General features: G+C 45.7%; 17 protein-coding genes and 1 tRNA gene. 10 read left to right on the top strand and 8 right to left on the bottom strand.

Annotated elements, in window-relative coordinates:
- Positions 1–204 precede the first annotated feature (204 nt).
- Positions 205–1,524: an IS1380 family transposase gene (locus BM184_RS13280; protein ID WP_093365099.1), complete on the bottom strand. Its 1,320-nt coding sequence runs from the start codon at positions 1,522–1,524 to the stop codon at positions 205–207.
- A 189-nt stretch (positions 1,525–1,713) separates the two neighbouring features.
- On the opposite strand from BM184_RS13280, the gene BM184_RS13285 reads away from it, so the two are divergent.
- The 3 genes from BM184_RS13285 (at position 1,714) to BM184_RS13295 (ending at position 3,661) form a co-directional block, all read left to right on the top strand.
- Positions 1,714–2,652 carry a nuclease-related domain-containing protein gene (locus BM184_RS13285; protein WP_086943900.1) on the top strand — a complete coding sequence of 313 codons (939 nt, stop codon included), beginning with the start codon at positions 1,714–1,716 and terminating at the stop codon, positions 2,650–2,652.
- Positions 2,653–3,040: 388 nt separating this feature from the next.
- Positions 3,041–3,361: a type II toxin-antitoxin system Phd/YefM family antitoxin gene (locus BM184_RS15740; protein ID WP_086943901.1), complete on the top strand. Its 321-nt coding sequence runs from the start codon at positions 3,041–3,043 to the stop codon at positions 3,359–3,361.
- A gap of 3 nt (positions 3,362–3,364) precedes the next feature.
- On the top strand, positions 3,365–3,661 hold the full coding sequence (locus BM184_RS13295) for a type II toxin-antitoxin system RelE family toxin (RefSeq protein ID WP_086943902.1): 297 nt from the start codon (positions 3,365–3,367) through the stop codon (positions 3,659–3,661).
- Between the two features lie 369 nt (positions 3,662–4,030).
- On the opposite strand, the gene BM184_RS13300 is transcribed toward BM184_RS13295, so the two are convergent.
- Positions 4,031–5,338 carry a PTS sugar transporter subunit IIC gene (locus BM184_RS13300; RefSeq protein WP_086943903.1) on the bottom strand — a complete coding sequence of 436 codons (1,308 nt, stop codon included), beginning with the start codon at positions 5,336–5,338 and terminating at the stop codon, positions 4,031–4,033.
- Between the two features lie 20 nt (positions 5,339–5,358).
- On the bottom strand, positions 5,359–5,973 hold the full coding sequence (locus BM184_RS13305) for an AAA family ATPase (protein ID WP_086943904.1): 615 nt from the start codon (positions 5,971–5,973) through the stop codon (positions 5,359–5,361).
- Positions 5,974–6,030: 57 nt separating this feature from the next.
- Between BM184_RS13305 and BM184_RS13310 the strand changes: the two genes are divergently transcribed.
- Positions 6,031–6,756: a MurR/RpiR family transcriptional regulator gene (locus BM184_RS13310; RefSeq protein WP_177208670.1), complete on the top strand. Its 726-nt coding sequence runs from the start codon at positions 6,031–6,033 to the stop codon at positions 6,754–6,756.
- A gap of 258 nt (positions 6,757–7,014) precedes the next feature.
- On the opposite strand, the gene BM184_RS13315 is transcribed toward BM184_RS13310, so the two are convergent.
- Positions 7,015–8,088, bottom strand: a complete 1,074-nt coding sequence (locus BM184_RS13315; RefSeq protein ID WP_086943906.1) for a YeiH family protein — start codon at positions 8,086–8,088, stop codon at positions 7,015–7,017.
- Positions 8,089–8,207: 119 nt separating this feature from the next.
- Here BM184_RS13315 and BM184_RS13320 point away from each other — a divergent pair, with 119 nt between their 5' ends.
- Complete coding sequence (locus BM184_RS13320; protein ID WP_086943907.1) at positions 8,208–9,080, top strand: LysR family transcriptional regulator; 873 nt, start codon at positions 8,208–8,210, stop codon at positions 9,078–9,080.
- A gap of 225 nt (positions 9,081–9,305) precedes the next feature.
- On the top strand, positions 9,306–10,337 hold the full coding sequence (locus BM184_RS13325) for a GMP reductase (protein ID WP_086629976.1): 1,032 nt from the start codon (positions 9,306–9,308) through the stop codon (positions 10,335–10,337).
- Positions 10,338–11,249: 912 nt separating this feature from the next.
- On the opposite strand, the gene BM184_RS15330 is transcribed toward BM184_RS13325, so the two are convergent.
- Complete coding sequence (locus tag BM184_RS15330) at positions 11,250–11,420, bottom strand: hypothetical protein (protein ID WP_177208671.1); 171 nt, start codon at positions 11,418–11,420, stop codon at positions 11,250–11,252.
- Between the two features lie 118 nt (positions 11,421–11,538).
- On the opposite strand from BM184_RS15330, the gene BM184_RS13330 reads away from it, so the two are divergent.
- On the top strand, positions 11,539–12,444 hold the full coding sequence (locus BM184_RS13330) for a helix-turn-helix domain-containing protein (protein WP_086943908.1): 906 nt from the start codon (positions 11,539–11,541) through the stop codon (positions 12,442–12,444).
- 618 nt (positions 12,445–13,062) lie between these two features.
- Here the strand turns inward: BM184_RS13330 and BM184_RS13335 are convergent.
- The 3 genes from BM184_RS13335 to BM184_RS13345 all read right to left on the bottom strand — a co-directional run bounded on the left by BM184_RS13335 (position 13,063) and on the right by BM184_RS13345 (position 16,008).
- Positions 13,063–13,135, bottom strand: a tRNA-Arg gene (locus BM184_RS13335).
- A gap of 244 nt (positions 13,136–13,379) precedes the next feature.
- A complete protein-coding gene (locus BM184_RS13340) occupies positions 13,380–13,595 on the bottom strand; it encodes a hypothetical protein (protein ID WP_143091143.1) in 216 nt (71 codons plus the stop codon).
- A gap of 1,168 nt (positions 13,596–14,763) precedes the next feature.
- The gene (locus tag BM184_RS13345; RefSeq protein ID WP_086943910.1) at positions 14,764–16,008 is read right to left on the bottom strand and encodes an aminopeptidase; all 1,245 of its coding nucleotides are present in this window, start codon (positions 16,006–16,008) and stop codon (positions 14,764–14,766) included.
- A gap of 626 nt (positions 16,009–16,634) precedes the next feature.
- On the opposite strand from BM184_RS13345, the gene BM184_RS13350 reads away from it, so the two are divergent.
- The 3 genes from BM184_RS13350 (at position 16,635) to BM184_RS13360 (ending at position 19,468) form a co-directional block, all read left to right on the top strand.
- Positions 16,635–17,864: an AAA family ATPase gene (locus tag BM184_RS13350; protein WP_177208672.1), complete on the top strand. Its 1,230-nt coding sequence runs from the start codon at positions 16,635–16,637 to the stop codon at positions 17,862–17,864.
- A complete protein-coding gene (locus tag BM184_RS13355) occupies positions 17,861–18,418 on the top strand; it encodes a hypothetical protein (RefSeq protein WP_086943912.1) in 558 nt (185 codons plus the stop codon). The genes BM184_RS13350 and BM184_RS13355 overlap by 4 nt, the downstream gene beginning before the upstream one ends.
- Before the next feature lie 309 nt (positions 18,419–18,727).
- Positions 18,728–19,468, top strand: coding sequence for a MurR/RpiR family transcriptional regulator (locus BM184_RS13360; protein ID WP_086943913.1), 741 nt, complete (start codon positions 18,728–18,730; stop codon positions 19,466–19,468).
- Positions 19,469–19,470: the final 2 nt, after the last annotated feature.

Raw genomic sequence — 19,470 nt, forward strand, 5'->3', positions numbered from 1 at the left:
TACCTGAATTATTCATACCACCCCAAATCTTGATATGAACAACTCTATTTCATCTGCAATATTGGATTTTTGGTAGAGCTGTTATTTTTTCCCTTTCAAAACGTCTCTTAGAGACGAAAAGAAGCACGGAATGCGATTGTTATTGTGTTTTTGGGCATACTAATTCCTTTGTTCGAACGTTTTTTTTAAATTTGCGGGGTCTCCTCACCAAGACAAGGATTGAATTTGCCGTAGGATATGAAAAAATTCATCTTGGTAGACATGATGGGTGCTGAGTTTTAGCATCATGCGTCTTCCGCTGTGGATCAGTTTCCCAGCGATCTTGAAAAACCGAAGACGAATACTTTGTATCTGTAGGCCTTTGGCCTTTTCCGGGAAAGCTAGTGTGCGTATAAAATTGTTGATGTTATAGGAAAGGACGCTGACCATCATGCGGACGGCATTCTCCAAGAAATGAGAACTGTCCGTCTTGTCGAAGAAGAAGCCATTCTTGGCTTCCTTGATGAAATTCTCCATCGTACCTCTCTTCCAATACGTTTGGTAGACTTGTTCAGTCGAGACAACATCGGATAGATTGGTGATAATGAATTCATGGTGGAAAATCAGTTCATTTGCTTCCCTGACAGAACGAATGCAAACTCTACGATCATGCTTCCAAGTGCCGGCTTGGTAGCGAATGGAGTAGAAATGCTCTTCCTTCTGACTCCATTCGGTCTCATCCCCAACTTGAACAAACTGTTCCGCGAACTTATGCAAGCGGGCATTCCGTTTGAGCCGAATGACGTACTGATGCTCTTTTTCTTCACAGAGGTCATACAGTTCCGGCGCTGCAAAGCCACTATCTGCGCGGACAAGAATGGTGCTGACTGGAACGGTCTGATTATAGTGTTCAAGAAGCGGATTCAAAAAATCGGCTGCCCCGGTTGAGCAGTATGTGTTTCCGGAACGCAGTTCCGCCTTCAGAAAGTCCTTGGTCAGACCATCAAAGGCAACGAGCGGATGATAACCGGTTGTTTGATAATGTGTGTTAAAGGCCGTTTCTTCTTGATCGCCGTAGGTGTCACTATATGTGGAATCCAAATCAAAAACCAGTTCTGTTGCATTACGTTGTATGCGTACCTTATCCAGAATCGCTTGATTGAGCGCTTGTAGCTGCAAAAGCGCATCGGGACTCTCACTAATGCGATCCCAAAAACGCGAAAGCGAAGGTTGTGAAGCCAATGTACTTTTTTCAAGCATCTGCTGGAAGAAAGGATCATGACGTAAGATGTTGGCAGATGCATCGGTATCATAGCCTGCAATTAATTGGAAAATCAGTTGTTCAAGGATGGTTTCATTCGAATGTGTAGGTGAGAGACGGGAGTCTTGAAAATGAAGCTCTTTCTCCATCAACTGTTCGAATCCGATTGAATGAAGGAATTCTTTAACCAAAATGAGACCAGCATCCGTGGAGAGATTACCTCCAGTATTTGTAACCGTCATTTTTTGATTGAATTTTAGAGTGTTTTCGTGTAAAGTTGCCATTGAGAGAACCCCTTTCTATGGTTGTTGGTAGTACATTAACCATAACAGATAGGGGTTCTTTTTTCACACCTTTTGGGTGTGAAAGTGAAATAAAGAATACGTTGATAGAACAACATTTCAAGGTGTTTTCTGAAAACCTATGAATAATTCAGGTACTACCTTTGAAAATAAATATTGGAGGCGGATGTATTGGCATTTAAGGAACGCACGAAATCTATGCATTTACGCATTTATGAAATTTTAGCTAGTCGTATGAGATTGGATAAAGAAGATTTTTACTACTATCTCAATTTGAAAAAGGGATATGAGGGTGAGTGCCGATTTGACGGATTGACAGAAAAACTGGGGGCAAAATGTATTGTTCTGAATGATTTACAGTTGGAAATTAGACGCTCTTCCTTACAGATAGACGCGTTGCTAATTTGTGAAGGTAAAATAGTGTTATATGAAATCAAAAATTACGGTGGGGTACATCACTGGGGGCTGGAAGAATTTACGAAGCAATCGGGAACTACTTTGGAAAATCCTTCCCTGCAATTAACGAAAACAAAAGTAAGACTGCGGAAACTCCTGAAGAGCATGGGATATTCGATGGAAATTGAAGCATTCATTATATACGTAAATCCGGAATTTTCTATCTGGGGAGCCCCATGCGAGGGTGACAGCATTCTTCCTGGGCAGATTTCGGAGCATTTCCGTGAACTGCAAAATATGAAACCCGTAACAAATCCGGAATTGGAAAAGTTGGCGCAAGCACTTGTTGAATGTCATGATCCTGAGTATCCAAGTAAGTTGGTAAAATATGAGTATGAGAAAATGAATAAAGGCATTAATTGCCCAAAATGCGAGCTGCTCGTGCAAAATTTCTGCAGACGCTCCCATGTGTGTGAAAGTTGCGGCAAGAAAATGATGATTCAAAAAGCTATCAGCAACAGTATTTCAGACTTCCAAATCCTTTTTCCAGATGAAAAGCTGACAACAAAGCGTTTGGCAGATTGGTGTGGAACAGAAGATACAAATCGCGTGTATAAGGTTTTGAAGCGAGAATATCAGGCTGCTGGAAGTGAGAGTGGCAGATATTACATCCCGTTGAATAAACAGCCTATGCCCACGCGGTATGTTGACTGAACGAGGAGCGACGAATGCAGAACAGTCGACGCCCGTGCGATGTGTCGACTGAACGAGAAGCGGAAGGATACCGAAGAGTCGACGCCCATGCGATGTGTCGACTGAACGAAGGGCGGAGAACACAGAACAGCCGACGCCCGCGCGTTGTGTTGACTGAACGAGGAGTGAAGAATACCGAACAGTCAACGCCCACGCGATATGTCGACTGAACGTAGGGCGGGAGATACCGAAGGACCAATGCCGGCTCCAGCCGGCTGTTCGCGCAGCGTGATAAACATTCATTACTTTAAAGCAATAACCATTTTTTATATATTAAAGATACCATAAAAAGACTTTTAAAGGATTTTTAAATGGTGTATACTGGGGATAAACTAAGGAGATGATAGAAATGGACTTTAAAATTCTTGACGTCCCGACCACTTCCATATCTGAAGTGAAAAAATCCCCAACCATCGTATTTAAAAAAGCTAAGGAAGAAAACACGCCTGTCTACGTTTTTAATCGTGGAGATGTTGCTGGCGTTATGCTGACGCAGGAACAGTACGAATCTTTGACAAACGAAATCGAAGCATTACATGAGCGCGTATTGGATTTAGAGGTAGAGAAGCGTTTAGCTATCAAAGATTTAAAATTATATTCGGATGAAGAAGTCCGTGGCGCCAATGCCGATCAGTTTCTTACCATAGATGAGAATGACGGGTGGGAGTAGTTTGTGCATAAGATAGAGTGGACGGCGTTATCAAAACAGGATTACGATTCTCTAGATGGAAGTCAGAAGATTTTCGTGGACAAAGCTATTGCAAGGATTAAAGAATCTGGCATGCAGGCAGGACAAGCATTGCACGGTTCACTTAGCGGGTGCGGGAAGCTGAAGAACAAAAAAATGGGGCTTCGAATTGTATTTCGGGAGGCCAATGGCAAAATCGAGGTTATCCAGATAGTTGCAATCGGCAAACGTGACAAAAAAGAGGTTTACACAATAGCAGAAAATAGAATCAATGCTGAGTAGCTATAGATAAAAATTGCTAAACACACCGAAGAAACTTCTTGATATGGATGGGTCGGTCGCCAGTGTCGGAAATCGGAGAATACTGAATAGCCGACGCCTGTGCGATGTGTCGCCTGAACGAAGAGCGGAGAATACCGAATAGCCGACGCCTGTGCGATGTGTCGCCTGAACGAAGAGCGGAGAATACTGAATAGCCGAGAGTAAGCTTTTCTGTCGGGCGTTAGCCCAGGACAGTATCTGATTTACCTGAGAGATTGGTTGTCTCTCAGGCTATCGCCCATCGAAAGCAAAAATCCCAGGCAGCCGCCTCTCCCGTGATGGAAGAGGCAGCTGCCTGGGTTCTGTTCATTCAGCGATAAGTTTTTACGATTACTGATTTTCCATAGCGCTTTGGCGACTCAGGCTGTTCTCGTAGACTTTGAAGAACGGGTAGTAGATGAAGATGCTCAGAACGACCAGCCCGAAATAGAAGAGAACGTTTCTGAAGTCCATAGTGGCTAAATAAGCTTGCGCAAAGAAGGGCGTAAAGGACGGATCGATGATATAGCCCATCGAAATGATGCCTGCTGCTTGTGCATAATAAGTCAAAACAAGATTGATGATCGGTGTCAGCAGGAACGGAATGGCCAAGATTGGATTAAAAACAATCGGCAAACCGAAAATCACGGGTTCATTGATACCACAGATACCGGGGATGATTGAAATCTTGCTTAACGTCTTCAGATGGACCAACTTGCTCCGCAGCATCAAGATGATCAAGCCCAATGTTCCGCCGGCACCACCCAAAACAGAGATTCTGAACATCTGCAGGTTCATGGCAACTGTTGCTTCTTGACCGCTGGCAACCAACTCACTGTTGATGCCGGTATTTGTGATTCCGATTGAAAACACGATCGGGAAAATGATGGAAGTTCCGTTGATTCCGAAAAGCCATAAGAAATTACCGAATGTGACGATTGCGATGAATCCCCATAAGTTTCCGGAAAAATTCAATGCGGGAGTCAGCAACAACATGACGAATTGCGGGAAAGTGCTGCCGGTCAAGGCGATAATAAGTACATTTAATCCGTAAATCAGAATGATGTTCAAAAATAAAGGCAGCATGGAATTGACGAACGCTGTGACAGCCGGGGGAACCGTGTCCGGCATGGAAATCTTCCAGTTGCGGACTTCCACCAGACGGGATACTTCCACGACGATCAATCCGATGATGATGGCTACGAATAATCCGTTTGTGCCAAGAAACTCAGTTGAAATCTGTCCATCGACGCTGCTTGCGACCACAAGCATAAAGATCGCCAACGAGATCATACCGTTCATGGCAGCATCCAACTTGTACTCGCGAGCCAAGGAATAGGAGATCCCGAAAGCACAGATCAGACCAAAAATACCCATTGTCATATTGTAAGGAGCAGTCAGCAGCTCATAGTTTGCAGAGGCGAAGTTTTTCCACGCGGCCAAAAAGCGCACGAAGATATTTGCCGTTTCGGGGTCATACAGATCCATGTTGATGGGTGGATTGGCGAAGATTAAGAAAAGCGATCCTACAACGATGAAGGGGAGCCCGAACATCATACCGGAGGAAATGGCTTTTAAATGAATTTGATTACCTATTTTTGTGCCTATCGGACTCAGCATGCGGTCCAGTTTTTCTAAAAAGGAATCCTTTTTGTTCATTACAACATCTCCTTATGATTCTATATTTGCCAGCTATTGAATACGAATGCGTTCGGAACGGTTTTATTAGGGTCATACTCTTTCAAAATGGCTTCGTATTCTTCTTTATAAGTATTGCTCACTTCCATTTGAGGAATGACTTTACTGGCTTCGTGCAGGAAATGGAATGAATCGCGACCCATTTCCATACCGCGCGTCGTATGCTTATCCAAAGCGAAGTCCGGTACCTCCGGAACATATCCCATAGCAAAGCTTTTGATGACAATATTTTTCAGCAAATCGGTTGAGCGATCTTTTTCGGATTCAGTCAGAACACGGATTGCGTGAAAGAAAAACATTGCCCGATCGGATTCGTTGTAGGCGAATTCCTTGCGCATCTGGTTAAAATTGTTCACCATTACTGCCGCATTAGGATTTCCCATGCCAATGTCTTCAACCGAGATGGCCAACAGTCTGCGCCAAAGCTTTTCTTCGAATTGAGGCGACGTAATGTACATTTCATATGCAAATTCGCAAGCTTCTTTCGTCATCCCGCGACGGATGCATTTTTGCAGGCTTGAAATGACTTCGTCCCCGTTCAAATTATTTCGCGTGGTTGTTCTGGCCCACGGATCGGCAATATACTTTTCTTTCATAGGTATCGTCTCCATTTCTTTTCTTGTGATATGATAGGTTTTAAAGAGGTGACCAGCATGAATATTGAAAATTTGTCAAATAAATATAACTTAAATGAAACGGAAAAAAACATTCTCTTATTTATCGAAACCCATGCTAAGGACATCAAAGCTTTAGGGATCCGGGGTGTCGCGAAACACTGTTATACTTCGCCGGCAACCATCATCAACTTAGCTAAAAAAATGAATTTTTCCGGATACAGCGAGTTGGTTTTCAAAATCAAAGAGAATGAGGTCATGGACAAGGAACTGGCTTTATCTGAAACGACGAAAACATTGTTTTATAAAAAATCAGCAGAACACTACTACGAGGATTTTGAGAAGATAATGAACGATTATCAAGACAAAACGATCATGATTTTAGGCTCAGGTTTTTCTCAGATCATCGGAAATTATATAAACGAGTCTCTCATCATCAACGGCTTTCGGAGCATAGCCAATTCTCATTTGGAATTGATCCAAAGGGAGTATGCAAAAGAGACGCTGATTATTGTAGTAACAGAATCGGGCGAAACGTCCCGATTGAAAGAACTGGTGAAGCAAGCAAATGAAAATGGGGTTGAGGTGTTGAGTTTCGTCGGCAATGCTAATTCGGCTATTGCGGAGTATTCCCGATTGGCTATAGCAACCAATGACGATATTCAATTCTCCAAAAATCCTCATGAACCCCATCTGTTTTATGGATCCATTTTACTGATTTTCGAATTCCTGCTAAGCAAATATTTGAAGCAAACCATCAGCTGACAAATCCATATTAACAGGACAAGCAGTGTTAGCCTAGCTTATCGGTCCATTCTATAACCTGTTCAAAAATCTAAAAACACGTTCATAAAATCGCCCAAACAGCGAAAAAACTTTATATACCAGAACATTAACTTTTTTGGTTGGTAAATTGTTCGTTTTTCGGTTGGTTGGATACCGAAAAGCACAAAACACCCGACAAACGCCCAACTGCAAAGAAAAAAGCATCGGCTCCCACAGGAACCGATGCTTTTTGATGTATTATCCGAAAAACACCCGAATCAGAGCAACAGCCATCAAAACCTGCACCGCGCCGACGGTCAACCCGTAGAGCATGGCTTTGGGGCCTTCTTTGATGATGTCGGCGAATTTGACGCGCATGCCGATTGCAGCGAGGGCAGCGACTTCGAATTGGGTGCTGATGGCTTTGGAGGCGATCAGGACTCTATCTGGGACGCCGATGAAGCTGCGGATCAGGAAGAAGACGACGAATCCGGTCAGGAACCAAGGCACGCCGTAGGAGACGGCGGCCGGACTAGCTGACGCTCCCGCTCCGTCAGCCGCTTCGCCTGCCGTAATCCCCGCGCGCTTTTTGCGCGTGAACAAAGATTCTCCTTCATTCATGTTCATGCGCCCGTACAATACGGCGACCCCGATGATCAGCAATACGCGCATGAGTTTGAAGACGGTCGCCAGGGTGACGACTTCGTCATTGACGAGTTTGGCGGCAGCGACGACTTGGCCGACGGATTGGACGGTGCCGCCGATCAGGGCGGAGGTCCGCAGCGTGTCGCTGCCATAAAAAACTGCGCCCAGAATCGGCAGTAGGATCATCAACGCGGTACCGGTCAGGTTGACGATCGTGATCGAGATGCCTTTGTCCTTGTTGTCGGCTTGGACGATCGGCGAAACGGTGCCGATGGCAGAGGAACCGCAGACCGCGTTGCCGGCGCCCATCAGCAGCGCGAAGCGTTTGCCGAAGCCAAAGATTTTCCCCAAATGATAGGTGACGAAAATGGTCAGCCCCATCTGCAACATGATGAAGCCGAAGCCCTTGACCCCGGCCGACTTCAGTACTTGGAAATCCAAAATCAGCCCGTTCAACACGATGGCGTATTCTAGCAGCCTTTTTTCAGAAAATTTGGTTCCTTGGCCCAGTTCCGGCCGGTTCAGGAGCGTGTTGCCCAGCAGCATCCCCAAAAGGATGGCGATGAGCGCGGCGCCGAGTGTCGGCAGGAAGCGGGCGAGAAATTGACTGATCAAAGAGATGATGATGCTGGCAGCGAGGCCGGGCAGAATCCCATCCAGTTCTTTTTTGAGTGCGTTTATTTTCATGAGTGCTAATAACCTCCTTAAATGTTGCTTTACAGGTATCCATTTTACTCGACTTTTTGCATAAATAAAAATAATGATTTATTATGCAGGTATAAGTAAAAATAATGGAGGCGCCATACATGCTGGATTATCGCTACAAAACGTTCCTCACGCTGATCGAGGAGGGCAGCTACACGAAAACCGCCCAAAAATTGAACATTACCCAGCCGGCCGTCACCCAGCATATCCAGCATCTGCAGGAGGAGTTGGGCGTCCAGCTGTTCCGCTATGAGGGCAAGCAGCTGCTGGTCACCGAAAAGGGGCGCTATCTGGAGGAACAACTATCGCTGCTGAACCGCGATGTGGAGAGGATCCGCACACATCTGCTGCAGCAGGACGATGCGCCGACGCTGTCTTTCGGGGCGACACTGACGATCGGCGAGTACGTCATGCCGGGACTGATCGGGAGCTACTTGGAGCAGCATCCGCGCCATCATTTATCGATGATCGTCGACAATACGGCCACGCTTACCGGCTTGATCCAGAAGGGGAAAATCGATTTCGCGCTCATCGAAGGCGACTTCAACCAGAGCCAACTCGGCTTCGAAAAGCTGTCCGATGAGCCGTTCATCGGGGTCTGTGCGGCTGTCAGCCCGTTGTGGCGCAGCGAACAGGATTTGGCGGCGTTGTTCAGCGAGCACCTGTTTGTCCGCGAGGAAGGCTCCGGTTCGCGGCGGATTCTGGAAAATGCCCTCCTGAAAGAGGGGGCGAACCTCAGCAGTTTCGGGCGGACGACCGTCGTCGGCGGTATCGGCCCGATCAAGCAGTTGGTGGCGGATAACCGCGGTATCGCCTTCCTCTATCGCATCTCGGTCGAAAAGGAACTGGAGGAGGGGACGCTGAAGGAGATTCCAATCCGTGGTTTTGCTGTGGCGCATCCGTTCCATGTTGTCCATCTGAAGGATTTCCGTGATCGCGGGCCGCTCCAGGAACTGTTGTCCTTTTATCGGTGATGGGGATGCACGGAACTTTGCTGGGATGCGGCATTCCTCGGATTTTCGTGACGCGGATAAGAAATCCGAACGTTTCATCACCAATTAATCTTTGACAAACGTGGGGGAGTAGTGTAACTTACTATTGGGACTTTACGATAGAAGACATTTTTTGCCTTCACGTCCGTGTCTGTGTAAAGCGATTCCCGCAAGGAAAAGTGCACTAACAGAAAGAGGGAAATAGAAATGAAAATTTTTGACTATGAAGACGTACAATTAATTCCGAACAAGAGTGTTGTTCAAAGCCGTTCTGAATGCGACACAACTGTCGTACTAGGTGGCCGCACGTTCAAATTGCCGGTGGTGCCTGCGAATATGCAGACGATCCTGGACGAAGAACTTGCTGAAAAGTTAGCACGGGAAGGTTATTTCTACATCATGCACCGTTTTGATGAGGCGAGCCGTTTGCCGTTCATCCAACGTATGCATGAAAAAGGTTTGTTTGCTTCCATCAGTTTGGGGATCAAAGAAGCAGAATTCGATTTCGTAAATGAATTGGCGGCTAAAAAAGCCGTTCCTGAATATACAACAATCGACGTGGCGCATGGTCATTCCGATGAAGTCATCCGTATGATCAAACACGTCAAAGCAGTGATGCCGGAAACATTCCTGATTGCCGGTAATGTGGGCACTCCTGAAGGCGTCCGTGAATTGGAAAACGCCGGAGCCGATGCTACAAAAGTGGGAATCGGACCTGGTAAAGTATGCACGACCAAAATCAAAACCGGTTTCGGTACAGGCGGCTGGCAGCTGGCAGCGGTAAGCTGGTGCTCGAAAGCAGCAAGCAAACCGATCATCGCTGACGGCGGGGTCCGCACAAACGGAGACATCGCCAAATCGATCCGTTTCGGTGCGACAATGGTCATGGTCGGCTCGTTATTGGCCGGACACGATGAGTCACCGGGCGAAACGAAGGAAATCAACGGCCGCTTGTACAAAGAGTACTTCGGCAGTGCTTCCGAATACCAAAAAGGCCAACGCAAAAACGTTGAAGGCAAGAAGATCCTGACGCCTTACCGCGGCACGATCGCCGATACTTTGAACGAAATGCGCGAAGACCTGCAGTCATCCATCTCCTACGCAGGTGGAAAAGATATCACAGCGATCCGCAAATGCGATTATGTGTTGGTTAAGAACTCCATCTACAACGGCGACAGCAACCAAGGCATCATCGAAGCCGGCCGCAGCTCCTACGGCGAAGGCGACACAATCCTTTAATCAACAAAAACCAGCCGCAGCGGCACCCGATTGCATTACGGGAGTCGCTGCGGCTGGTTTTATTTTACGGAAGTCATTCATCAAGGAACTATAGTTCGAGCATTTCAAGGGGCTCATCTTTTGGAGTGATCTTGTGTCAAGTTTCTGAATATTCCCTCAAAAAAATTCAACATGACTATACAAAGCGGGCCACTCAGCGAAAAACAATTTTGTATTTTCTGACCCTTTAGTATAATTATGTTGTATAATTTTCGGTTGATTGGTTAATATAATGGACGGTGTTCCCAGGGTGTAAAAGTAAGTAATTCAGACAAACTAATTGTATTTTATTGAATTGACAAGGTTTAGAGGCACTTGTAATTTCATATCGTTCAATATTGGCTGGCATTTTCTTGTTTTTTGGACATTAAAAAACAGATAGAAAAGATTACGCAGTGGTGCTATACTAATCTTAGTAAGAGAGCTCTTACTAAGGTAAACAACTTTTGTTTAAATGGCAATAGTGCACAGCCAATTGTAGAACACATTTTAAGCAATCGCTGGAGGTAGGTTTATATCAATGAATCACTAATGGAGCAGTCTGAAGTTTCTTTTCTGCCTATCCCGTAGCTGAAATCCTCCCCGCATTACCCCATCTGATTTTAATCATTTGATCGCAATACATAACTTCGCTTCGCTATAATGAACGAATATGAATTCTTCGCTACATTTTAGGTTCAGGCTGATGGGTTGGACGGAAAAGACGCTGAAGGAACAAAACAACTGCGAAAAGTCTGGGACCGGAGTCCGAATCCGGCCCCAGACTGTTTTTTGATTTATCAATTATAGCTTTGTCAGGAGACAAACTGCAGGTTAGGACCCAAAAGTCCTGGCCTGTTTTTTTTTTGGGAAGTGTGGAGTTACAAATAATCCTTATCCTATAAACCAAATAATATAAGGGGAATATTTTGCTGGTGCTTTTGCGATTTGTTCTTGCTGAACATCCTTGTTGGATGAGTTGGCATCAGTAGCTATATCCTTTAAAATAAAACTATTAGTGACCAGAACGCCTAGGGCTATGGACAAAACAATAAACTTTTTCATGACAGCAACCTCTTTTCTGGATAATATTTTTCTTATTAACTACATTATAAAGAAGAAAAATGCATTTTTTCCTAATTAGTCGTATAATACTATAAAAACGAGAAGGTGAAGCCAGAAAATGAAAAAAGACTTCGGAGATGTTCTTAAAGAAATCAGGATTGATAGGGGGTATTCTCAACATTATGTCGCAGAAGGCATTATGGGGCAATCAGCGTACTCAAAAATTGAGAGAAGTGAAATGGAACCTTCTTTTCGAAAATGGTTAGCCATCCTGGAGAAACTGAATGTTTCAGTGGATGAGTTCCGCTACATTCTGAATACAAAAAATTTAACTACAAAAGAAAAGATAATAAATGAGTTTTTCGCGTTGAATTATAATCATCTGGATGATTTGAGATTGTTTAAAGATGAGATAGTTGCTTTCCTAAAAGAAGAGGAAGATTATTTGTTGAAAGATATTTTCTATGCATGCGAAAGTTTAATCATTTTAAATACAACTCAAAATGTTGAGGAGGCACAATCCTTTGCAAAAAAAATTTGGGAGCGGTTGGAGAAATTTGATAGATGGTATTTATTGGATATCCGATTGATAAACACTATTTTGTTCATTTTTCCTGTCGATGTGGCGGTGCATATCGGTGAAAGAGCAACCAAACAATTAATCCCTTACAATAATCTGAAGGAAGCCGATATTCTATTAATCAATATAGAGGTCAATTTAGCTGTCCTATTGATTGATGAGCAAAAATATCCTGAAGCTCTTTCGTACCTGGAAAAAGTGATTCCTTTATGCAAGAAACATCAAAAATATAGTCAGCTAGCGATTGCATATGCCAGAAAAGGAATCATCCTACAAAAAACTGGGAAAATGGATGAAGGCTCCGAGCACATTGAGAAGGCATACTCTATATTAAATGCTATCGAAGATAGGAAATTAATAGATGATTTAGGAAAGGAGCTTTCGCATTATCTGAATAAGGGGTGCGAAGGTCCGCTACAGCTAGAAATTTTGCAGCAGGAATAGGCTGTCAATTCTTAGCAATTCAAATATAGGCTGCATCTTTCGTTAATAAAGCACATAAAATACGACTATCCAAGTCAAATGGATAGCCGTGTTTTTTTTGTGGTTTCCGGCATCTGTTGAGCAGATAGACTGGCGGACTCTCGGGTGTTGTGGATACCGTCCTGGGCGGGCGCCCGACAGAAGAGAGAACTGTCTGGTGTTTTGTGTTTTTCGGTAACGATTCAGCCGACAGCCTGTCGGACTCTCGGGTAAAAGAGATACCGTCCTGTGCAGATGCCCGACAGAAGAGCGAACTGTCAGGTGTTATGTGGTTTCCGGTATCAGGTTAGTCGACAGCTGCATGAAGTCTCGGGTATCTGGGATACCGTCCTGAGCTGACGCCCGACAGAAGGGCGACCTGTCTGGTGTTTTGTGCTTTTCGGTATCAGATTAGTCGACAGCCTGTCGGACTCTCGGGTAACTGAGTCACCGTCCTGGGCTGACACCCGACAGAAGAGCAATCTGTCAGGTGTTTTATCATTTTCGGTATCTATTCAGTCGACAAATACGCGCGCTATCGATAAACGATAAAAAAGGAGGCGCCTCGATTTGAGGCACCTCCTTTTCATTATGTTTTTACGGCCCTAAGAAGAATTGAACTTCCGACACCTCGTTTAGGAAACGAGTGCTCTATCCGCTGAGCTATAGGACCAACAGAACACTATTCATTGTATCACTTATTGCGTGCAATTTCCATACCCATCCGAAAAAAATTCCCGCGAGTCACTGAAATGCGAAAAGCACAAAAAGGGCAGCCAAGCAGCTGCCCTCTAAAACGTGTTCTGACTCCCAGAAATCTGTGCCTAAGCTGACTATCATACACGGAAAAAAAGCGTCGATTTAGTGTTAGTCCTCTCAGTGCTCGATTTTTACCCGGGAATCATCACACTCTGATCTCATTCATTTTCCAATACCTCGATGCGCGCTTCCAAATCGGAGACCGTGCCCCTAAGCTCAGCGATTTCCGCCTGCAGACTCTCGATGTCGACCGGCCGCACTTCGCCATCCGCCGTGCCGCTCATTTGCTGGAAGACCAAAGTGAGGCCAAAAATCAATAGCACTGCACCGAAAATATACAACCAACTCAGGCTGGACGGTTTTTCTGGTTCCACCGCCTGTGAAACCTCCTCGAACTGTTCCATCCGTTTTTTTCGATCGACCACGATAAACACCCTGCTTTCGTGAAGACTTGTCTGACTCTCTACCCACATTATAGCTTATCGAAAAACAGAACTAAAGAAAAGTACCGTACCGTTACGAATTCTTAATAATGAGAAAACGGCGCCGTTACCTCCGGTGAACGGGGCTCTCACCGGAGTTGCGGTTCCCGGCAATAGGTTTCCTCCTGTGAAGGAATGTTGGCCGGAGCAGGCAGATTTGTGGCACGCTCTTCTTCGGTGAGCGGATTCTTATCGGAACTGCCGCACCTATCCAGCCGCCAGCTTCGGCGAAGGCAAGCTTTATAGGAGCTGGTGCTTTCCTCCGGGGAACGGGGCTCTCGCCGGAGTTGCGGTTTCCGGTAATAGTCCTTCTCCTGTGAAGGAATGTTGGCCGGAGCTGGGAGATTTACGGCACGCTCTTCTTCGGTGAACGGATCCTTATCGGAGCAGACGCACGCATACGGACATCAGCTCCGGCGAAGCCAATCCTTATCGGAGCTGATGCTTTCCTCCGGTGAACGGGGCTCTCACCGGAGTTGCGGTTCCCGGTAATAGTTTTCCTCCTGCAAGCGAATGTTAGCCGGAGCTAGGAGATTTACAGCACGCTCTTCTTCGGTGAGCGGATCCTTATCGGAGCTGCCGCACCTATCCAGCCGCTAGCTCCGGCGAAGGCAAGCTTTATAGGAGCTGCTGCTTACCTCCGGCGAAAGATCCGCTCACCGGAGTTGCGGTTGCCGGTAATGCATTTCCTCCTATGAAGGAATGTTGGCCGGAGCTGGCAGCGATGCGGCACGCTCTTCAACGGTGAGCAGGTCCTTATCGGAGCTGCCGAACGCTCAAGTGCACCAGCTCCGGCAAGCAGGGGCTTAACCGTAGGACAGGGTGAGGCGCCATTACCTCCGGCGAAAGGTTCGCTCGCCGGAGTAGCGGTTTCCGGTAATATCATTCCTCCTGTGAAGGAATGTTGGCCGGAGCTGGCAGATTTGTGGCACGCTCTTCATCGGTGAGCGCATCCTCGTCGGAGCTGACGCCCCCTCGCAAGCATCAGCTCCGGCGAAAGCCCCCCACAAACACAAAAAGCCTCCCGTCCCCAGGAGGCCAACCAATCAAACTATAACTCTTAAAACGCCCAATCCCCATTGCGGAAGATTGGCATAACAGATCCGTCCTTGCGGATCCCATCAATATTCATATCAGCGGAGCCAATCATGAAGTCCACGTGCGTAGTCGAGCGGTTCAGGCCTGCTGCAGCCAGCTGTTCTTGGGTCATTTCGGTGCCGCCTTTGATGCTGGATGCATAAGCGGAGCCCAGCGCCAAGTGGTTGGAGGCATTTTCGTCGAACAGCGTGTTGAAGAAGACGATGCCGGATTGGGAGATCGGAGACGGATCCGGAACCAAGGCGACTTCGCCGAGGCTGCGTCCGCCGTCGTTTTCTTCGACCAGTCGGCGGATCGTTTCTTCGCCTTTTTCAGCTGTCACTTCGGTCACTTGGCCGTTCTCGAAGCGGAACGTCATCCCGTCGATGATGTTGCCGGCGTAACTCAGCGGTTTCGTCGATTTCACGATACCGTCGATGCGGCGGAAATCAGGCGCGGAGAAGACTTCCTCGGTCGGCATGTTGGCGATGAACTTTTCGTTCTGCGCGTTCACGCTGCCGGCGCTCTCCCAGATGTGGTTCTCCGGCATGCCAACGATCAGATCGGTGCCGTTAGAGGCTGTATAATGCAATGTGTCGAATTGCTCCGCGTTTAGTACATCGGCCTTCGACAGCAAGCGCGCTTCATGCGCATCCCAGGCAGCCACAGGATCGGCTTCATAGACGCGGCAAGTCTTGAAGATTTCGTTCCACAAGGCGTCGACTTGTTCCTCTTCGGTAGCCAGATCAGGGAAGACTTTCGCCGCCCATTTCGCGCCGGCTGCGGCAGCTACGGTCCAGCTGACTTTGTTGGCTTGGGTCGCGATGCGTTGCGCATCGAAGGCGACATTGTTTGCCTTTTGCACGGCAGCCAATTTCTTGCCGTCGACGCCGTTCAGCGCATCCGGATCGGCCGAGCGGACAGAAAGGCGGCTCGCTTTCTTTTCGATCATGTCGAGACTTTCATCCACTTTGTATTGCGGGATATCCGTCATTCTCTCCTCGGACGTGTGCAGATACGTTTCGCGGGTGACGATATCGTCGGTCCACTTGACGATGACTTCCTCGGCGCCCAGCGCGTAGGCTTCCTTCGTCAACAGACGCGCGAAAGGTGCCTGCTCGACGTCGATGTTGATGACGATCGTGTGGCCTTTTTGCACATTGATCCCTTTCGAAACCAACAATTTGGCGTATTTTTGCAGATTTTCCTCAAAATTCGGTAATACCATTGTGTATTCACTCCTATGTTGTTAAACGTAATGGAACTATCATAGCACAACTTACCTCTAGAGAATAGATAAGTTTCCCTTATATTTGTGCGATATTGACCCCAAAACGCAAAAAAAACTCAGCCGAAGCTGAGCTTTGTCTATTTAACCTTGGGGGGATTAAACAGAAGCTGGAACCACAAGGGCTCCTGTAATTGATATAAAATCGATTACATGTACTATATTCTCATATGCCACACAAGAATGCAATAGATTTTTGTGATAATGAACAAATTGGTTAAGGAAACGGGAGGCTGCCGGTGATGGGGGCAAAATCTCGCTCCTCCGATAAGGGCTGGCTTTGCCGGAGCTGGTGTTCATCATGGGCCGTCAGCTCCGACGAGGCCTTGCTCCCCGGAGCAGAGCGAGCCGCCTAACCCCCAGCTCCGGCTAACATTCGCCCGCAGGAGGAGAGCAGATTACCGGAACCACACCTCCGTTGAGAAGCCCTTCACCGGAGGAAAGGGCAGCTCCAATCAGGTTTGGATTCACCGAAGAATCCAATAACATCCTTAAAACATAAAAAATACGCATTTTCCGTATTTTTTATGTTTTTATGGTATAATTGCAACATTAGGAGGGATAGTATGATTCATATATTGAGATCTGAAATTGAAGGACTTACTCTGTTCAAAGATAAGAAAGTCATATTTGATTTAGTGGCAGAAAAAAATGTCACTGAGGAAGATGTGGTAAACGGTAATGTGAAGCGCGTTGATGATTTGATTGATAAACTGAACACAATAGCTTTAGTAGGTTCCAACGCTACCGGAAAAACGACTCAGCTGAGACTGATCAAAATGGTGATTAGTATCTTTTTAGCGCTTGATAGCCTGAATGATTTCGAAAATCTCGCCGATCAATTTGAAGACACCTTTCGTTTTACCAACTATTTTTACAATGCAAAAACTCTTTATAAAGTTGAATCATCCGTCGAAAAGACAACGTCTGGGGATTTTGCTTTTACGGAAGAAACGATTTATTCAAAAAAAGTCTATCCAAGTCATAAAAAATCTGAACTGTTCAGTTTTGACCTGAAAAAAAGAGGTCAACAGGAACTATTAAAACGCTCAAGTCTTCCTTCTGAAATGAAAGCTTTCCTGAGGGATGACGACACCATTTTTTCTACTGTTGTCAGAAAAATAATGAATAATAAAGTTCAAGACATTGTCATCGACGAAATTGACATGACGAACAAAAATAAGTTGACGACGAAAGATACGATACCTGTGGAATACATCAAATATTTCGATCCATCCATCGAGTCCATCCGGATACTGTCTAAAGACGCACCAAGCGAAAAAATGAATGTTGAAGTAACCTTCAAAAATGATTCCGCCATTCAAGTGCCCTTAATTGAACTGTCGAACTACCTTTCATCCGGAACAATTAAAGGGATCAATCTCTTTATCGATATCGAAAAGACGCTGAAGAATGGCGGCTATTTGATCATTGATGAAATTGAGAACCATCTCCATAAATCCATTATTATGAATATCATTCAAATGTTTGCGAATGCTCTCAACAAAAACGGAGCCACTTTGATATTTTCCACTCATTATAGTGAAATCATTGATATGGTTCCCAGAACAGATATGATTTATGTAGCGACGAAGGAAGGAAATTTGATTCAACTCAAAAAAATGTCGCAAGTTTTAGGCGATGAAGACCGAAACGATAAGAAGAAAAGCGAAGTGCTTTTGAGCGGGAAATTAGATAACACACCGACCTATAAGGATTTGAAACGCGTACGATCAAAGCTTAGAAGTGCTATATCTGAACCATCATCGGGAAATGATGGTGGTGCAGGCGAATGAGTATTTCCTTTAATGAAGACATCGCATGTTTTGTCGAAGGCAGCAGCGAAAAGGCAATAATGGATTTGTTGATTGACAATGATTGTCTCGTTTTTACGAGGGATAACCTTGCGGATGAACAATTTTTATCGATGCAAGAACTAGCCAAAAAGAATATTGAATTATTTTCTCAGAGAATCTTAAGTCAAGTCAACCGGGATGACAAGATGGATATCATCATTGTGCAAGATCGAGAAATTTGGCCTGGTTTTAAAGATATCTACCAAGAAAAAATCGGGAACATCTATATTGTTCAGACCAAACCCGAGATTGAGATGTTAATGATCCATGAGAGAGGCTTATTTTCCGAATACCAAAAAGTCAAAAGTAAACAAACACCAAAAGCATTTTTATCAAATGAATTAAAGTTGCCAGAGAAAACCATCACATCGTACAAGTATCTTCAGAATTACTTCACGCCAGATAGTCTAATACAAGCGATCCTGTCCCACAGCCAAGTTACACGGAACTCAAAAAATATCCTTCAATTACGAGATCTTTTGAAGGAAGTTTGATTGTGAATGCTTGATAAAATCAAATAAACGGGTCAATATGGGTTTTTGACCCGTTTATTGGGTAAGAGCTGAAACCATCAGCTCCGACTAGGTCATGCTCCCCGGAGAAGAGCGCGCCACCCACACCCCCAGCTCCGGCCAACAGTCGTTAGCAGGAGCTGAGCAGATTACCGGAAACCCAACTCCGGCGAGAAGGGCGATCACCGGAGGACACAAGCAGAGCTTGAACGAAGTAGCATTCCGCAAATTGACATAGTCTCATTCCACCATTAGTATGAGACTAACAGTTGAAATTAAACAGATAAGCAGGTGATCGCCATCTTCAACGCAGAAACTATCCGCAACTTCAACCCTACGGACTTCAAAATATACGAATGCATTTCGCAGAATGAACCGCTCGTCGTCTACATGACGATCCGGGAATTGGCGGATTGTGCAGGCGTGTCGACCGCTTCGATTTTGCGTTTTTGCCAAAAGTGCGGATTCGCCGGCTACAAAGAGCTTAAGTTCACGCTCAAGAACATGCTGAAAAAACAGTCGAATGTTCCGAACAACAACGTTTCTGAAATCATCGACTGCATCCAGAAATTCGAACAGCCGCTCTACAAAGCCCGGCTAGAAAAAGCTTTGGATATTTTGTCGGAAGATGTGCAGATCATCTGCATCGGGATCGGTAATTCCGGGATCACGGCCCGTTATGCTGCCCGCCGGTTGTCATCGCTGAAGAAGTTTTCATTGTGTATTGATGATCCTTTCTACAGCGTGGAGTTGCCGAAAACCAATACAGTTGCGCTCGCGTTTTCCGTTTCAGGTGAGCGGGAGGAAGTCATCCGCATGGTTGAATCCTTCAAAAAAAGCGGCTGCCCGACTATCGTGGTCACCGTCAGCGAGACTAGCTTGTTGTCCAAATACGCGGACGTCACCTTGCCATACTATCTCTCGTACAAAGGGCTGTCGAAAGTCATCGACACGACTTCACAAGTACCGGCTACCGCCTTGATCGAAATACTGGCGAACATGCTCTATGAAAGAAAACAGCAAGAAGCATGAAA

Source organism: Trichococcus pasteurii (assembly GCF_900112935.1).
GTDB classification, from domain to species: Bacteria; Bacillota; Bacilli; order Lactobacillales; family Aerococcaceae; genus Trichococcus; species Trichococcus pasteurii.

Coding starts and splice junctions, on each gene's coding strand:
- BM184_RS15740 (WP_086943901.1), top strand. CDS start 3,041: ATGGACTTTAAAATTCTTGACGTCCCGACCACTTCCATATCTGAAGTG.
- BM184_RS13350 (WP_177208672.1), top strand. CDS start 16,635: ATGATTCATATATTGAGATCTGAAATTGAAGGACTTACTCTGTTCAAA.
- BM184_RS13300 (WP_086943903.1), bottom strand. CDS start 5,338: ATGAACAAAAAGGATTCCTTTTTAGAAAAACTGGACCGCATGCTGAGT.
- BM184_RS13330 (WP_086943908.1), top strand. CDS start 11,539: ATGAAAAAAGACTTCGGAGATGTTCTTAAAGAAATCAGGATTGATAGG.
- BM184_RS13345 (WP_086943910.1), bottom strand. CDS start 16,008: ATGGTATTACCGAATTTTGAGGAAAATCTGCAAAAATACGCCAAATTG.
- BM184_RS13325 (WP_086629976.1), top strand. CDS start 9,306: ATGAAAATTTTTGACTATGAAGACGTACAATTAATTCCGAACAAGAGT.
- BM184_RS13280 (WP_093365099.1), bottom strand. CDS start 1,524: ATGGCAACTTTACACGAAAACACTCTAAAATTCAATCAAAAAATGACG.
- BM184_RS13320 (WP_086943907.1), top strand. CDS start 8,208: ATGCTGGATTATCGCTACAAAACGTTCCTCACGCTGATCGAGGAGGGC.
- BM184_RS13310 (WP_177208670.1), top strand. CDS start 6,031: ATGAATATTGAAAATTTGTCAAATAAATATAACTTAAATGAAACGGAA.
- BM184_RS13355 (WP_086943912.1), top strand. CDS start 17,861: ATGAGTATTTCCTTTAATGAAGACATCGCATGTTTTGTCGAAGGCAGC.
- BM184_RS13315 (WP_086943906.1), bottom strand. CDS start 8,088: ATGAAAATAAACGCACTCAAAAAAGAACTGGATGGGATTCTGCCCGGC.
- BM184_RS13305 (WP_086943904.1), bottom strand. CDS start 5,973: ATGAAAGAAAAGTATATTGCCGATCCGTGGGCCAGAACAACCACGCGA.
- BM184_RS15330 (WP_177208671.1), bottom strand. CDS start 11,420: ATGAAAAAGTTTATTGTTTTGTCCATAGCCCTAGGCGTTCTGGTCACT.